This window comes from Flavobacterium zhoui (genome assembly GCF_042787235.1).
Lineage (GTDB): Bacteria > Bacteroidota > Bacteroidia > Flavobacteriales > Flavobacteriaceae > Flavobacterium > Flavobacterium zhoui.
Map to the genome: position 1 here is coordinate 136250 of NZ_JBHZPY010000006.1, position 15900 is coordinate 152149.

The 15900-nt window shown below is 34.9% G+C and carries 13 protein-coding genes and 1 pseudogene; 8 read left to right on the top strand and 6 right to left on the bottom strand.

What is annotated here, in order from left to right:
• Positions 1-66: 66 nt before the first annotated feature.
• From ACFX5F_RS08905 to ACFX5F_RS08920, 4 genes are all read left to right on the top strand, one after another.
• Complete coding sequence (locus ACFX5F_RS08905; RefSeq protein WP_379851711.1) at positions 67-1215, top strand: alpha/beta hydrolase; 1149 nt, start codon at positions 67-69, stop codon at positions 1213-1215.
• On the top strand, positions 1215-2576 hold the full coding sequence (radA, locus tag ACFX5F_RS08910) for a DNA repair protein RadA (protein ID WP_379851712.1): 1362 nt from the start codon (positions 1215-1217) through the stop codon (positions 2574-2576). The genes ACFX5F_RS08905 and radA overlap by 1 nt, the downstream gene beginning before the upstream one ends.
• 20 nt (positions 2577-2596) lie before the next feature.
• Entirely contained in the window at positions 2597-3052 is a 456-nt protein-coding gene (locus ACFX5F_RS08915) for a hypothetical protein (RefSeq protein WP_379851713.1), read from the top strand.
• Between the two features lie 349 nt (positions 3053-3401).
• Positions 3402-3812, top strand: a complete 411-nt coding sequence (locus tag ACFX5F_RS08920) for a hypothetical protein (protein ID WP_379851714.1) — start codon at positions 3402-3404, stop codon at positions 3810-3812.
• A 114-nt stretch (positions 3813-3926) separates the two neighbouring features.
• Here the strand turns inward: ACFX5F_RS08920 and ACFX5F_RS08925 are convergent, their stop codons facing one another.
• Positions 3927-4523, bottom strand: a complete 597-nt coding sequence (locus ACFX5F_RS08925; RefSeq protein ID WP_379851715.1) for a T9SS type A sorting domain-containing protein — start codon at positions 4521-4523, stop codon at positions 3927-3929.
• A gap of 189 nt (positions 4524-4712) precedes the next feature.
• Here ACFX5F_RS08925 and ACFX5F_RS08930 point away from each other — a divergent pair, with 189 nt between their 5' ends.
• Positions 4713-5585: an AraC family transcriptional regulator gene (locus tag ACFX5F_RS08930; protein ID WP_379851716.1), complete on the top strand. Its 873-nt coding sequence runs from the start codon at positions 4713-4715 to the stop codon at positions 5583-5585.
• Positions 5586-5739: 154 nt separating this feature from the next.
• Complete coding sequence (locus ACFX5F_RS08935; RefSeq protein WP_379851717.1) at positions 5740-7707, top strand: transglycosylase domain-containing protein; 1968 nt, start codon at positions 5740-5742, stop codon at positions 7705-7707.
• Positions 7708-7795: 88 nt separating this feature from the next.
• Here the strand turns inward: ACFX5F_RS08935 and ACFX5F_RS08940 are convergent, their stop codons facing one another.
• The 3 genes from ACFX5F_RS08940 to ACFX5F_RS08950 all read right to left on the bottom strand — a co-directional run bounded on the left by ACFX5F_RS08940 (position 7796) and on the right by ACFX5F_RS08950 (position 10955).
• A complete protein-coding gene (locus tag ACFX5F_RS08940; protein ID WP_379851718.1) occupies positions 7796-8833 on the bottom strand; it encodes an aldo/keto reductase in 1038 nt (345 codons plus the stop codon).
• 258 nt (positions 8834-9091) lie between these two features.
• Positions 9092-10033 carry an OmpA family protein gene (locus tag ACFX5F_RS08945; RefSeq protein WP_379851719.1) on the bottom strand — a complete coding sequence of 314 codons (942 nt, stop codon included), beginning with the start codon at positions 10031-10033 and terminating at the stop codon, positions 9092-9094.
• 160 nt (positions 10034-10193) lie between these two features.
• On the bottom strand, positions 10194-10955 hold the full coding sequence (locus ACFX5F_RS08950) for an exodeoxyribonuclease III (protein ID WP_379851720.1): 762 nt from the start codon (positions 10953-10955) through the stop codon (positions 10194-10196).
• Between the two features lie 116 nt (positions 10956-11071).
• On the opposite strand from ACFX5F_RS08950, the gene ACFX5F_RS08955 reads away from it, so the two are divergent.
• Entirely contained in the window at positions 11072-12874 is a 1803-nt protein-coding gene (locus ACFX5F_RS08955; RefSeq protein WP_379851721.1) for a GNAT family N-acyltransferase, read from the top strand.
• 51 nt (positions 12875-12925) lie between these two features.
• Here ACFX5F_RS08955 and ACFX5F_RS08960 read toward each other — a convergent pair whose 3' ends face one another.
• Together ACFX5F_RS08960 and ACFX5F_RS08965 are read right to left on the bottom strand one after the other, a co-directional pair.
• Complete coding sequence (locus ACFX5F_RS08960) at positions 12926-13201, bottom strand: TM2 domain-containing protein (RefSeq protein WP_379851722.1); 276 nt, start codon at positions 13199-13201, stop codon at positions 12926-12928.
• Between the two features lie 457 nt (positions 13202-13658).
• Positions 13659-14597: pseudogene (locus tag ACFX5F_RS08965) on the bottom strand (2-hydroxyacid dehydrogenase); the annotation flags it as partial.
• 123 nt (positions 14598-14720) lie between these two features.
• On the opposite strand from ACFX5F_RS08965, the gene nhaA reads away from it, so the two are divergent.
• A complete protein-coding gene (gene nhaA / locus ACFX5F_RS08970; RefSeq protein ID WP_379851723.1) occupies positions 14721-15896 on the top strand; it encodes a Na+/H+ antiporter NhaA in 1176 nt (391 codons plus the stop codon).
• The last annotated feature ends 4 nt before the right edge of the window (positions 15897-15900 follow it).

Consider the following 15900-nt stretch of genomic DNA (forward strand, 5'->3'; position numbering starts at 1 on the left):
AAGTAAATAAAGTATTATATTGGTACTCCATTTAGAATTAATTTAATTTCTAAAACCACTAAAATTATGAAACAGATTTTACTCTTATTATTCTTTTCTATTTCAGTATTTTCCCAAAAAACTACACAACCATTCGATTCACAAAAACTGGGTGCAAGCCGAGAAATTACAATTGGGTTGCCGGCATCCTACGAGAAGAACCCAAACAAAAAATATCCAATTCTTATTTTACTTGACGGCGATTACCTTTTTGATCCTTTTTATGGCGCTTTAAACTATGGCGCTTATTGGGATGACCTACCAGAGACTATTGTTGTTGGGATCAATCAAAACAAAAACGATGAACGAGTAAATGACAGCAATTACGATAAAACCGATGCAATTCCCTCGGGAAAAGGCGCTCAATTTTTTGAATTTATTGGAGGTGAACTACTACCTTATTTAGAAAAAAAGTACCGAGTTGCGCCTTTTCGAATTATCGCAGGACATGATACCACGGCGGGATATCTGAACTTTTTCCTTTACAAAGATGCTCCACTATTTAACGCCTACATTTCGTTAAGTCCAGAACTTGTTCCGGAAATGGAAAATCGCATTCCAGAAAAACTTACAAACCTAAAACAACCGATTTTTTATTACCAATCCACAGCTGATGGCGATGTAAAAAAATTGCAGGAACCGATAAAAAAACTGGATGCAAATGTAAAATTGATAACCAATCCTTCGCTCAATTATAAATTTGATTACTTCAAAGGCGCATCTCATTACTCTTTAGTATTGTACTCAATTTCTAATGCCTTATACCAAATTTTTGAATCGTACAAACCAATTTCATCAACGGAATATACAGATAAAATTGCCATACTTCCATCAGGATATGTTGATTATCTTACTGCGAAATATGATCTTTTATCAAAACAATTGAAATTAAATATCCCTGTTCGAATCAATGATTTTAAAGCAATTGAAGCAGCTATATTGAAAAATAAAGCATATCCCGAACTTGAAAAACTAGCTGGTATTGCCCGAAAAAATTATCCAAAATCAATGTTGAGCGACTATGAATTGGGATTGATGTATGAGAAAACAGGCGATCAAAAAAAAGCAGCAAAACAATACCAAAAAGCCTCCCAATTAGAGGAAATTGGAGATTTAACCAAAGACATGATGTTTCAAAAATTTGACGACATGCAAAGTCTAACACCAAAAAAATAATGTCAAAAGTAAAAACTACTTTTTTTTGTCAGAATTGTGGAGCCCAATACTCTAAATGGCAAGGACAATGCAATTCCTGTAAAGAATGGAATACTATAGCCGAGGAAATTATACAAAAACAGGAAAAAGCAGCTTGGAAAAGCGAATCTGTTTCTAGCAATAAGGCACCAAAACCATTACGAATAAACGAAATTGATTCTGCTCAGGAAATCCGAATGGACACTACTGACGGGGAACTGAATCGCGTTTTAGGCGGAGGAATCGTTCCTGGCTCGCTTATACTTTTAGGTGGCGAACCTGGCATTGGAAAAAGTACGCTTTTACTTCAAATTTCTTTAAAATTGCCTTATAAAACTTTATATGTTTCAGGCGAAGAAAGTCAGAAACAAATAAAAATGCGTGCCGAAAGAATCACTCCTAGTGGAGACAATTGCTATATTCTTACCGAAACCAAAACCCAAAATATCTTCAAGCAAATTGAGGCTATTGAACCGGAAATCGTGATTATTGATTCCATTCAGACGCTTCATACCGATTATATTGAATCAACTCCAGGAAGTATTTCTCAAATTAGAGAAACCACTGCCGAATTGATCAAATTTGCCAAAGAAACCAATATTCCCGTGATTCTGATTGGTCATATCACCAAAGACGGAAATATTGCAGGACCAAAAATCCTGGAACACATGGTCGATACCGTTTTGCAATTTGAAGGCGACAGAAATCACGTATATAGAATTTTACGTTCGTTGAAAAACCGTTTTGGTTCCACGGCGGAAATAGGAATTTATGAAATGTTAGGAAGCGGATTACGGGAAGTCTCTAATCCTTCGGAAATACTGATTTCTCATAAAGACGAGGAATTGTCCGGAACAGCGATTGCTTCAACACTGGAAGGAATGCGTCCTTTGATGATTGAAATTCAAGCATTGGTTAGCACCGCCGTTTATGGAACCCCGCAACGCAGTACCACGGGTTATAATGCGAAAAGACTCAATATGATTTTGGCCGTATTAGAAAAAAGAGCTGGTTTCCGCTTGGGAGCCAAAGACGTATTCCTAAACATAACCGGAGGAATTTCAGTAGATGATCCAGCGATAGATTTAGCTGTTGTTGCAGCCATTTTATCCTCGAATGAAGATATTGCAGTCAATAAAGATTTTTGTTTTGCAGGCGAAGTGGGACTTTCGGGCGAAATTCGTCCGGTAAACCGCGTGGACCAACGTATTCAGGAAGCAGAAAAATTAGGTTTTTCAACCATTTTCGTGTCAAAATACAATAAAATTGCATTAAAAAATACAGGAATAAAAATCCGATTGGTAGCGAAAATTGAAGATGTGGCGAGCGAATTGTTTGGATGATTTTAATAACGCATTAAAAGATGAAATCGTTTCAAGAACACTTACAAATCGTCAACTCCTTTCATGAACTTGGTGAAACTATCAAGGCAGCCCAATTTTTAATACAAGAATATGGTTTAGAAAACTCCAATTTCAAAGGCTTTGAATTAAGAGAAAAAGCCAAACCGGAATTTATCCTGATGACCACCGAAGGTGCTCTTGGAGAACCTCAAATCATCCGGATTCCTGAAAATACTTTCGAATATCCGCTGACATTAATGCTCAATCTCCTGGCGCATGAAATGATTCACGTAGGTCAAAAAACGAAAGAAAATAGCATTGAAGATAAAAATGAAAGGGAATGGCAAGCCTATTATGAAATGCTTTTTCATGAAAAATTTCCTCAAATTCCTGAGGTTTCTGATTTTCACAAACGCTTCTTCGCAAAAAAAGGCTTGGAATACTACAATAGAATGGGCGAAGGTTCTTCACTTTAACTAAAATATGCCAATCAAAAACATGAAACATATAATCTGCTGTCTTTTCTGAAGGCAAAAAGTTGTATAATTACTTCGCCGACCCAACGCATAGGATATCACCAGTGAATTGGTTGGATAATATTTATTTGAATTAATCTGTTTGTAATCAAACTTTTAATCTTCGCATTAAAACGAACTTATAACTAAAATTTGGGATGGTTATAATTAATAATTTGTAAATTTATGTTTCAGTTTTAGTTCAAAAGATTTAAAAAAATGTGATTTTGATCAGGCACTTTCTGATTTTTGAATTTTAAGAAATAAAGCTTTTATACACTAAGCTTCTTTAACATAAAAAAATAAAGACATGAAAAGACAAACTGGAATCTGGATAGACACCTCAAAGGCAATTATTGTCACTCTGGAAGGTGGTAAAGACGAAAAAATTTCCGAAATAGACTCTGATGTTGAAAACAGCGTTTACCACGATAAGGAAGGGAACAAAGGCACCTTTTCTGGAGGTCATCATGGCAATAGCGAGTCAAAATTTGAAAACCGAAAAAAAGAACAACTAGATTTCTTTATAAAAGAAGTGCTATCTTATGTAAAAGGAGCAGATGAACTTTTTGTTTTTGGCCCCGCTGAAACAAAGATCAGATTGGAACAAAAAATTCAGGATGAAAAATTATTTGCCAATAAACTAAAAGCAGTTGAAACAGCAGACAAAATGACCTTAAATGAAATCGTTGCAAAGGTTAAAAAATTCTATGTTTCATAGGATCATATCCTTAATTATTTGGTTTAATTACCTTTCCGTTTTACGACGATTGCACTAAAAAAAAGAGGCTGCCTAAAATAGACAGCCTCTTAATTACCACAAATTCCTTAATTATTATTTTACATCAACTGTTTCGACAAAAGTTTTACCATTAGAAGTGATAACAAATGTACATTTGTCTCCTTCCACATTACTTACGTTAAATATCTTACCCACATTTAATTCTCCAGATATGGTTTCGTTATAAAGCTCTGTGTCATTTGAGCTATAAATTTTAACGGCAACAGGTGCTTTACTTGTGTTTAACATATTAAACGTTACAGTTCCGTTTTTGTTTACCAAAACCGGCTTATACACTTCTGAAATAGCATCAACAGATAATTTAGCTACTTTACCAACAACCTCAATTTTGTATCTTGAAATTTTAAGATCACTTTCCGCTTCTAAGAAATAAACACCTTCTGGAAAAGCAGTTAAGTCATACGTTCTATTAATATCGTCACCAGAAGTAACCTTTTCTTGATAAATTAAATTATCACTCGTGTCATAAATCGACAAATCGATTTTTTTGATCTCTCTTAAAGTAAAACTCACCGTCTTTCCCTCTTCTTTTTTTAAATCTAACGAGAAATCAGCGTTTCCTGCATGTGCTTCTACGGCAGTTAATGCTACTGCGGCTAGCACTAAACTAAATTTTAAAATCTTTTTCATAATAGTAAATTTTTAGATTTATAATTGATTATTTATCTGATGCTAAATTACCTTAAGGGATTCATTATGAAGTACTACAGGATTTTCTGATTTATGTGCTATTTTACCTTTTACGAAAACGATTAAGGTTAAAAAAGGTAATTTTATACTTATATTAGGTAATTTTGTGCTATTCTAAATACGTAGTCTATGAAAATAGTACCACCTGCATTCGAAATTATAACTCCATCCTTTGGAAGTTCCTTTTACTATTCCCAATATATTGAAAACGCTAACAGTAAAGCGCACCTATGGCATTATCATCCTGAAATCGAACTAGTGTTTGTAAACGGCGGTTCAGGCAAACGACAAATAGGAAGCCATATATCCTATTATACGGATGGTGACCTAATCCTTATTGGCAGTAATCTGCCTCATTGCGGGTTTACCAATGAAGAAACAGGAAATAAAAACGAAACGGTTATCCAAATGAAGCCAGATTTTCTAGGGAATGAATTTTTTAATATTCCTGAAATGAGAAACATTCAAAATCTTTTTAGTCAAGCCAAAGCCGGAATTGCTTTTGAAGGAGAAACTAAAAAGAACATCGGCATTAAAATAGAATCCATGGAAAAACAGTCGTATTTTGAAAAGTTGATGACGATGTTAAGTATTCTAAGTGAATTAGAATTATCCAATGAATTTACCATTTTGAATGCAGATGGATTTTCGATGGAAATGCAGATGCAGGACAATGACCGCATCAATGCAGTATTTAATTATGTAAAAGACAATTTTCAAGAGCACATTACACTTGAAGAAGTAGCGGTAATCGTTAGTATGACGGTACCGTCTTTTTGTAGGTATTTTAAAAAAATTACGAATAAAACATTCACCCATTTTGTAAATGACTATCGTCTTGTACACGCCTCCAAGTTGCTGGCTGAAAAACCAATCAGCATAACTGAAATATGCTATGAAAGCGGTTTCAATAATTTTAGTTACTTCAATAAATCTTTCAAGGCGTTTGCAGGCAAAAGTGCTTCACAATACCGCCAGGAATTTCGATCTGTCCTTAAATAATACAAAAGCTTGTTATCACTAACAGCTTTGCGTTCGTAAATCGCAATACACAAAAAAGTCCTAAATAATACGATAAAATCATACCCACACTAGTTTTTTCCTTTACTTTACAGTTAAAATCACTTTGTGGTTTCTATTCAATAACAAACTGTTTATGAGAACCGGAAAACAAAAAATAATTCTAGCGTCTACAATATTAATCGTATTGTTTACAGTTTTAATTAGTGTTTTTTATATATTTCGAGATGCAGTTTTACAGCAAACCATCGCCAAGGTTTCTAATACAATGGAAATCGATTATAACAGTACTTTTTCAGTAAAAAAAGCTTCTTTTGATGGGTTTTCAACTTTAAACCTTTCTGATGTTATTTTAGCTCCAAAAAACGCAGACACACTCTTTAAAATACAAAAATTAAGAACAAGTGTCAACATCTGGAAACTACTGATAGGCGATGTACAACTTGGAACTTTAAACATCAAGAATGGTTTTGTACAGCTTACTAACAAAGGAAAAATAAGAAATTTTGATGCTTTTATAAAAAAAGACAAGCAAACAGAAATTGGGAAAGAAAAAAGAGATTATGCTGAATTTGCCTATCGCATTATCTCTAAAGCACTGAATTTAGTTCCAACCGACATGATTTTAGACAATCTTTCCTTTCGGTTAAATGACAACGGAAAAAAAGCGACGATTAATTTCCAAAAAATGCGATTGGTTGATGAGCAACTGGAAACTTCAATAAGAGTTCAAACTAATACTTTTACACAACGTTGGAAAATAAAAGGGTTTGCCGATCCAAGAAATAAAAAAGCTGACATTCGTTTCTTTAATATTGATACCGGCGCAATCAAGGTTCCTTACTTTGACGAACGTTACAACCTAAAATCGAGTTTTGACTCCATTCGATTAAATATTCAGAATATAGATCGTGATGGAGATGAATTGCATATCGACGGTTTTACCTCTATCAAAAATTTAAAAGTAAATCATCCTAAAATTGCCAGTAAAGATGTCGTCATTAAAAATGCGCGTTTTGACTTTCGATTCTTGTTCGGTTCTGATTTTATTTCGATAGACAGTACTTCAACGGTTCAATTTAATAAGGTGAAATTTCATCCTTATGTGGCTTACGAAACCAATAAAGACACCGTTTACAAACTCAAAGTAGTTATTCCAAAGATGAAAGCACAGGATTTCATCTCCTCACTTCCTGATGGTTTGTTCACACATTTTCAAGGAATGGAAGCACAAGGAAATTTTGATTATAATCTAAATTTCTCTTACAACAAAAACAAACCTGATCAGCTGGTTTTTGATAGCAATATAAAGAAGGAAAATCTAAAAATTACAAAATACGGGGAAGCAAACCTCAACAAACTCAATGGAGAATTTATTTACCGGGCACTTATAAAAAACGTATTGCAACGCCCAATTTTGGTTGGTTCTGCCAATGCAAATTATACGCCTTTAAACCAAACATCCGCTTATTTAAGAAAATGTGTTCTGACTACGGAAGATCCTTCTTTCTTTTCTCATCATGGTTTTATTAATGAAGCATTCAAACAATCCATCATAAAAAACATTAAAACCAAAAAATTCGCAAGAGGTGCCAGCACCATTAGCATGCAATTAGTAAAAAATGTTTTTCTTACCCGCGAAAAAACAGTATCCCGCAAACTCGAAGAAATCTTACTGGTTTACATCCTTGAAAATAACAGAATTGTAAGCAAGGAACGCATGCTGGAAGTCTATTTTAATATTATTGAATGGGGACCAAATGTATACGGAATTGGTGAAGCAAGTCGGTTTTATTTCCAGAAAAGTCCATCAGAATTAAATTTGAATGAATGTCTTTATCTCGCCAGAATTATTCCAAGTCCAAAGAAATTCATGTACCAGTTTAACGACCAAGGAATGCTAAAAGATTTTGCCATAAAACAAGAATCTTTCTTAACTAATATTATGTTCAGGAGAGGATTGTTAAGTCCTGACGACACTATTTATCAATCCCAACGCATCATTATTTCTGGGCCGGCACGATCTTTTCTAAGAATTAAAACGCAAGATACTACACAAGTAAAAATCGATTCATTATCCGTTGATGAGGAATTTGATCTTTAATACTAAAATTAAAAAACAACCCTGTCAGCGTTTTGAGCTCTGACAGGGTTTCTTGAAGATTTAAATTTACATTTTTTATTTTAACAAATTATGGAGCCGGATCAGGAATTATAGCCTGAACTTCATCAATAGCTTTTAGAACCTCATCCGAAAGCGATACTTTAATCGTGTCAATATTTTCTTTTAATTGTTCCATAGTTGTTGCGCCTATAATTGTGCTGGTTACAAAAGGCTGTTGCTCTATAAATGCCAAAGACAACTCCGTCAAGGACAGTCCATTTTTCTTGGCAATTTCCTGATATAATCTTGTGGCTGCTGTACACTGCTCGCTATTGTATCTTGAAAACTGCGGAAATAATTTTATTCTCGCATTTGGAAGACTTTCGCCTGTCAGGAATTTACCGGACAAAACGCCAAAAGCCATTGGAGAATAAGCCAATAAACCCACGTTTTCTCTTAAACAAATTTCGGCAGAACCCGCTTCAAAAAGTCTATTCAATAAAGAATATGGATTTTGAATGGTTTTTACTCTTGGCAAATTATTGTATTTACTTTCTTCCAGAAAACGCATGATACCCCAAGGCGTCTCATTAGAAAGTCCTATGTGATTTATTTTCCCTTCTTTAATAAACCCGTCTAATGTCTCCAGAACAGAATGAATGTTATCTTCCCATGCATCGTCTTGCACTTTGAAACCGCGTTGTCCAAAAAAGTTCGTTTTTCGCTCTGGCCAATGCAACTGATACACATCAATATAATCCGTTTGTAAACGTTGTAAACTTTGATCTAATGCAAATTTGATACTGGCTGCCGAAAAATCATTTTTCTCGCGCATGTACGTAAAATTGGGATTAGGTCCCGCAATCTTTGAAGCTAAAACTATTTCTTCTCTTTTGCCTGATTTTTTGAACCAAGTCCCAAGAATTTTCTCTGTACTTCCATAAGTTTCCTGACGCGCCGGCACAGAATACATTTCGGCAGTATCAAAGAAATTGACTCCGTTTTCTAATGCATAATCCATTTGAGCATGACCATCTGCCTCTGTGTTCTGTTGCCCAAAAGTCATGGTTCCAAGGCAAATTTTGCTGACTTTTATATCAGTATTAGGTAACGTTGTGTATTTCATATTCAAGGAAATTGTATTTTAATTTTCGAAAACAAAGATAAAATTTGTTTGTCGTTTTGATTTACTGTTAACACAAAATTGAGAAACGTTTATTTAAGACTAAGTCGGATATTTAAAAAAATAAAAACCCCTAATTCGCCAATTAAAAAACTTTCGTCAACAATTGGATTGAACGAATTAGCGGTAAAAAATTTATTTTAACCAAAAAAGGTTCAAAGCATAAACTTTGAACCTTTGTAATTATCACCTTTTTGAAACTTAATTTATCTCATTCAACATCTTAGAAATTTCGTCTAATCTTGGTGTAAGAATAATTTCGATTCTGCGGTTTTTTGCTTTTCCTTCGGCAGTTGAATTACTTGCTAAAGGAGAAAATTCACCTCGTCCTGCAGCCGTTAAGTTTTGTTTGTTAATTTTTTTGTTTTCGCTCAAAATCGCTACTATTGCTGTAGCTCTTTTAGTAGATAAATCCCAGTTATCCGCTATTGGACCTGAAACTGTAAAAGCATCATCATCTGTATGTCCTTCTATCAGCACGGAAATATCTGGATTGTCACCCAAAACTTTACCTACTTCAATTACTGCTTTTTTCCCTTCAGAACCTACCGCCCAACTTCCGGAATTGAAAAGTAGTTTATTCTCCATAGAAACATATACTTTTCCGTTTTTTTGTTCTACTGTTAAGCCCTTTCCTTCAAAACTATTCAACGCTTTTGACAACGTTTCTTTTAGTTTTTTCATGCTCGCTTCTTTGGCAGCAATCAAATTTTCTAATTCCTGCAAACGCTGGGAACTTTTATTCAAACTCTCTTGTTCAAGAGCCAAAGCTTTCCCTTTTTCGTCTAATTGTTCCAGCAAATCACGATTTTTTTTCATGTTGCTTTGCATAGCGTCGCTGCTGTTTTTTTCTAAAGCTGCGTAAGAATCCTGCAGCACTTTAAATTTATTTTGAGCTGCCGCGTACTCCATTTTTAATTTATCCAACTCCGACTTTGATTTGCTTAAATCCATTTTTAAGGCATCGCGATCTAATTCTAATTGGTTTTTATCCTTTAGCAAATCGGCGTTGTCATCAGCCAGGCTTCTATTTTCTTTTTTTAAATCGGTGAACTTACTTTCTAAGTCATTGTATATTTTCTTAGACACACAGGAGGTTGAAAGTGCCAATACTAATAATCCGATGGAAACTCTTTTAATCATTTTTGTTGGTATTTATGTTGATATTACTGTTGTTTTCGAAAGCAAAAATTCAAATTATATTTGGATGTCCTAGCCCCGATAAAAGTGAAAATCCTTTTTATCAGCCTTTTCGGCTGATAAAAAGATTGCAACGGATAGCGGGAAATAGCTCCTGAAAAGGCTATTCTAATTCCACTAAAACAGGGCAATGATCTGAATGGACTGCATCAGGAAGAATAACGGCTCTTTTCAGTTTATGTTTTAGGGTATCGCTTACTAAATTGTAATCAATGCGCCAGCCCTTGTTATTCCCTCTCGCTCCAGCGCGGTAACTCCACCACGAATATTGGTGCGGCTCACTGTTGAAATGGCGAAAGCTATCCACAAATCCGGACTTCATGAACCCATCAAGCCAGGCTCTTTCTTGCGGTAAAAATCCCGATATGTTCTTATTCCTGATAGGATCATGAATGTCTATTGCTTCATGGCAAATGTTATAATCGCCACAGATGATAAGATTTGGCGTTTCTTTTTTGAGTTCGTCAATGTAATTTTGAAAATCATCCATGAACATGAATTTATGATCCAATCGCTGGATATTTGTCCCCGATGGCAAGTATAAACTCATCACCGAAAAGTCATCAAAATCAGCCCGAAGGTTCCTTCCCTCGAAATCCATGTGCTGTATTCCGGTTCCGTGAATTACATTATTAGGCTTTATTTTAGAAAGAATGGCCACGCCACTATACCCTTTTTTGGTTGCGGAATAATAATATTGATACGGATATCCCGCTTTTGTGATGTCATCTACCGGAATTTGGTCTTCGGTTGCTTTAATTTCTTGAAGACAAATAATATCTGGATTTGCGTGCTGCAACCAGTCTATAAATCCTTTTGAAATGGCAGCTCTGATTCCGTTAACGTTGTATGAAATAATTCTCATTGATTAATTTTTAGTATTTCAAATGTAATAAAAAAGGATAAGTTTGACTCAGAAAAAGAGAGAAAATGGAGTTTTTTGCTATCTTTGTTTCTTGCTCAAAAAAAATTAAAAAATACATGGGTTTAGTAACCGCCAAAGAAGTCGCAAAAGCGATAAATGCAGATAAGTATGGGGTTTTAGGTACTTTTTCAGGCTGGATGCTTATGAAGATGTTAAAAATTTCAACCTTAAACAAAGTATACGACAGAAATAAACATTTAACCGATGTTGCTTTCCTGAATGGAATATTAGATGATCTACAAATAAAATTTGAAATCCCAGAAGAGGATTTAAAACGGTTACCAAAAGATGGCGCTTATATCACGATTTCAAATCACCCTTTGGGAGGTATTGACGGTGTTTTACTATTGAAATTAATGCTTGAAAGAGAACCTAATTTCAAAATTATCGCCAATTTTCTTTTGCATCGAATCGAACCGCTTAAGAAATACATCATGCCAGTTAATCCTTTTGAAAATCATAAGGATGCTAAATCAAGTGTAGTAGGGATCAAAGAAACATTACGTCATTTAAGCGATGGAAAGCCGCTGGGAATGTTCCCTGCGGGAGAAGTTTCTACCTACAAAGATGGTAAATTAATGGTCGATAAACCTTGGGAAGAAGGGGCTATTAAAGTAATTAGAAAAGCACAAGTTCCGGTTGTTCCTATTTATTTTCATGCGAAAAATAGTCGATTATTTTATCTTTTGTCTAAAATAAGCAGCACTTTTAGGACAGCGAAACTGCCTTCGGAAGTATTTAGCCAAAAACACCGCGTGATTAAAGTTCGTGTTGGTAAGCCTATTTCCGTAAGCGAACAAAATGAACACGCATCGTTAGAGGAATATTCAGAGTTTTTGCGAAAGAAAACGTACATGCTTGCAAATCCTTTTGAAAAAGAAAGTACTTTTTTGCCGACACCAACTTTAAAAATTCCAAAAAGTCCTAAAAAAATTGTTACTGCGGCAAGTCAGGAAAAAATGACTAAGGAAGTAAACGCACTGCGAAGTACGGATTGCCGACTATTATTAAGCAAAAACTACGAAGTGTTTCTAGCAGAAGCAAAAAAAATACCCAACATTCTTCACGAAATAGGACGTCTACGAGAAATAACTTTCAGAGAAGTGGGCGAAGGAACAAACGAATCCATTGATTTAGACAAACATGATCAATATTACCATCATCTTTTTCTATGGGATAGTGACGCCAATAAAATTGCGGGAGCTTATAGAATGGGATTGGGTTCTGAAATTTATCCAAAATACGGAATAAATGGTTTCTATTTGAATGACCTTTTCCGATTTGAACCTGAATTACATGACATGATGCACAAGTCTATCGAAATGGGCCGTGCTTTTATCATCAAAGAATACCAGCAAAAACCCATGCCTCTTTTCTTGCTTTGGAAAGGAATCATGCACACTACATTACGTTATCCAGAACATAAATATTTGCTCGGCGGAGTGAGTATCAGTAATCAGTTTTCTGATTTTTCAAAATCACTGATGATTGAATTCATGAAATCGAATTATTACGATCCGTATATTGCACAATACATTCACCCAAAGAAAGCGTATAAGGTAAAGCTAAAGGATGCTGATAAGGATTTCATTTTTGACGAAGCTGAATCCGATTTAAATAAGTTTGATAAAATTATTGACGAATTGGAACCTGGAAATTTACGTTTACCGGTTTTGATTAAAAAATACATCAAACAAAATGCAAAAGTGGTTGCTTTTAATGTTGATCCGCTGTTTAATAATGCCGTTGACGGATTGATGTACATCAGGATTGCTGATATTCCGGAAAGCACTATGAAGCCCGTAATGGAAGAATTTCAAACTGAATTAGAAAGAAAACTAAGCGAAAAAGAAGATTAATTTTCGAATTATAAATAAAAAATCCCGAATTTATTGGGGATTTTTTATGTTTTAGAACCAAGCTTTTTTACTTACTTGATATGTTTGGTAAAATTCTTCATCTGATTTTGTCAGATAAATTATTCCTTCGACAATTCCAATTACAAATCCCAAGCCACATAAAAAACCAAGGATAAGTTGAATAATTCCTTCTTTCGTATAACCTAATATAAATTTATGAACGCCCAATCCCCCTAAAAGAATAGCTGAAATTCCTGCAAGTATCTTCTTGTTTTCTTGTTGAACAGGCTGAGGATTATTCCATGCCTCGTATTTCGAATTTTCCATAAATTAAGTGTTATAAGATTATTTTTCAGTGATTAAAATTAAAAATTTATTGAAATGCTTTGTCAATTGGTTCCCACAGTTCGATTTTATTTCCTTCGACATCTAAAATCCAACCAAACTTCCCGTAATGATAAGTCTCAACTTCACCTACAATTGTTACACCTTCATCCGATAATTTTTGTAATAAAATTTCTAAATTATCTACTCTGAAGTTTTGCATGAATTGTTTTTCGCTTGACGCAAAATAAGTAGTGTCATCCGCAAAAGGTGACCATTGTGTGGAACAATCATTCCCGTTTTTGTCTTTCCACCAAAAAGTAGAACCGCATTCATCGGTTTTTAAACCCAAATGCTTTCCGTACCAAGCCACAAGTTCTTTTGGATTTTTGGATTTAAAGAAAAAACCACCTATTCCTGTAACTCTTTTCTCCGGCTCCGTCCTTTTCTCTTGGCCAAAATATTTTGCTTTAATTTTATCAACAATTACTTGCGCTAACCGCTCCTGACTCTCGAATGTCCAACCGGCAATATGGGGCGTCAGAATTACGTTCTTCGCCTTCAATAAGTATTGGAAAGCTTCTGGCGTATTTTTATCGTGAAAAAGGGTCTCAAAAGACAATTTCTCATATTCCAAAACATCCAAACCTGCTCCGAGTATTTTCCCAGATTCCATCGCCAAAACTAAATCGGCGGTAACAATATTCTTGCCGCGAGAGGTGTTTATTATCCAAAATGATTTGGCAAACCCATTTATAAAATCAAGATCGATCATTTTATCGGTTTCAGGAGTCCATGGAATATGAAGACTGACTACATCTACTTTTTCCTGAAATTCTTGCAATGAAACTTGATTGGCATTACTGTCTCCCACATTTTCCTTAATGTCATAACACAATACTTCCGCATCAAAACCACGGAGTTTTTTGGCAAATGATTTTCCCATATTTCCGTAACCAATAATCCCAACGGTCTTTCCGTCAAGTTCATGACCACGATTGCTTTCCCTGTTCCAATGCCCCGCTCGTATCTCGCTGTCTGCTTGATTCAATTTATTAAACAGAGATAAAATCATTCCTAAAGCATGTTCGGCAACGGCATTCCTGTTTCCTTCCGGTGCTGCAAAAAGCGTAATGTTTTTAGATGCTGCATATTCGCAATCGATACTTTCTAAACCAGCTCCTACTCGTGCGATAAATTGCAAATTAGTGGCTTTGTCCAAAAATGCCTTATCAATTTTGAATCGGCTTCGAATGACAACTCCTTGGTAATCCTGAATTTTGGATTCTATTTCTTCTTTTGAGCTAGTAAAATCGCTATGATTTACAAAACCGGCATTTTGCAATTGATTCCAAAGTAAAGGATGATTGCTATCAATATGAAGGATTTTGATGTCCATAATAAAAATTTTTAAGTTTTAATACGCCAAATTAACAAAAAAATAGCTCCCAAAAGTGTAAATTAGCATTCTTTCTATTCTGGAAATAGGTATCCTGAATTCAATAATAATAAAATTCAAAAAATGAGATTAACAAAAACATTTAAAGCCTTTTTTGAAAGCGAAAAAGCCGGAGGATTATTGTTGCTTTTTGTAACTATACTCTCCCTTTTTCTCGCTAACTCCCCATTTCAAAAGGAATATATTTCATTTTGGGAAACACAATTGGGCCACCACTCTATCACACATTGGATTAATGACGGACTAATGACTGTCTTTTTCCTGTTAATAGGTTTAGAACTGGAACGCGAAATTTACAAAGGTGAATTGTCCAGCATCAAGAATGCTGCATTACCTATTTTTGGAGCCTTGGGCGGAATGGTTGTTCCGGCAGGAATCTTTCTAGTCTTAAATTTTGGAACCTTGACGCAAAACGGAGCAGGAATTCCTATGGCTACGGACATTGCTTTTGCCATTGGTATCTTATCATTATTAGGAAATCGCGTTCCTACATCACTTAAGGTATTCTTGACTGCCCTTGCCGTAATTGACGATTTGGGTGCCATAATTGTAATTGCGATATTCTATACCTCAACAATTGCTTTTGTAAATTTATTTATAGCCTTAGGGATTCTTGGCGGTTTGTTTATTCTGAATCGGATGAAGGTTCACAGTTTATTCCCCTACTTAATTGGTGGTTTTGCCATGTGGTATTTCATGCTTAATTCTGGAGTGCATGCTACTATCACTGGAGTTTTATTGGCTTTTGTGATTCCGTTTGGTGATGGAAGCAAAAAAACATCTTCTTATAAAATTCAGCATTTTTTACACAAACCCGTAGCCTTTGTTATTCTGCCTTTGTTTGCAATTGCCAATACGTGTATTGCGATAGATTCGAATTGGCATGAAGGACTGAATCACCCTAACACTATTGGGATTATAGCTGGACTTGTAATTGGGAAACCACTCGGAATTTGGCTTTTCTCTTTTTTAGGTGTCACTCTGGGGATTTGTGTTTTGCCCAAAGATTTACAATGGAAAACTATTATTGGTGCAGGAATGTTGGGCGGAATTGGTTTTACCATGTCCATATTTATAACATTGCTTGCTTTTAAAAATGATGGCGAAGAAGTAATTACCTATTCTAAAATTGCTATTCTGATTGCTTCCTTTATAGCCGGAACAGCTGGTTTCTTTTGGTTGAAAAACACCTTGAAAATGCCGGTTAAAAAAATAAAGATTAACCAATCGTTTAATTGATTTA

Excerpts from the sequence above, each read along its gene's own strand:
- ACFX5F_RS08905 (WP_379851711.1), top strand. The coding sequence starts at position 67 with ATGAAACAGATTTTACTCTTATTATTCTTTTCTATTTCAGTATTTTCC.
- ACFX5F_RS08920 (WP_379851714.1), top strand. The coding sequence starts at position 3,402 with ATGAAAAGACAAACTGGAATCTGGATAGACACCTCAAAGGCAATTATT.
- ACFX5F_RS08940 (WP_379851718.1), bottom strand. The coding sequence starts at position 8,833 with ATGAAATACACAACGTTACCTAATACTGATATAAAAGTCAGCAAAATT.
- nhaA (WP_379851723.1), top strand. The coding sequence starts at position 14,721 with ATGAGATTAACAAAAACATTTAAAGCCTTTTTTGAAAGCGAAAAAGCC.
- ACFX5F_RS08925 (WP_379851715.1), bottom strand. The coding sequence starts at position 4,523 with ATGAAAAAGATTTTAAAATTTAGTTTAGTGCTAGCCGCAGTAGCATTA.
- radA (WP_379851712.1), top strand. The coding sequence starts at position 1,215 with ATGTCAAAAGTAAAAACTACTTTTTTTTGTCAGAATTGTGGAGCCCAA.
- ACFX5F_RS08960 (WP_379851722.1), bottom strand. The coding sequence starts at position 13,201 with ATGGAAAATTCGAAATACGAGGCATGGAATAATCCTCAGCCTGTTCAA.
- ACFX5F_RS08955 (WP_379851721.1), top strand. The coding sequence starts at position 11,072 with ATGGGTTTAGTAACCGCCAAAGAAGTCGCAAAAGCGATAAATGCAGAT.
- ACFX5F_RS08915 (WP_379851713.1), top strand. The coding sequence starts at position 2,597 with ATGAAATCGTTTCAAGAACACTTACAAATCGTCAACTCCTTTCATGAA.
- ACFX5F_RS08930 (WP_379851716.1), top strand. The coding sequence starts at position 4,713 with ATGAAAATAGTACCACCTGCATTCGAAATTATAACTCCATCCTTTGGA.
- ACFX5F_RS08945 (WP_379851719.1), bottom strand. The coding sequence starts at position 10,033 with ATGATTAAAAGAGTTTCCATCGGATTATTAGTATTGGCACTTTCAACC.
- ACFX5F_RS08935 (WP_379851717.1), top strand. The coding sequence starts at position 5,740 with ATGAGAACCGGAAAACAAAAAATAATTCTAGCGTCTACAATATTAATC.
- ACFX5F_RS08950 (WP_379851720.1), bottom strand. The coding sequence starts at position 10,955 with ATGAGAATTATTTCATACAACGTTAACGGAATCAGAGCTGCCATTTCA.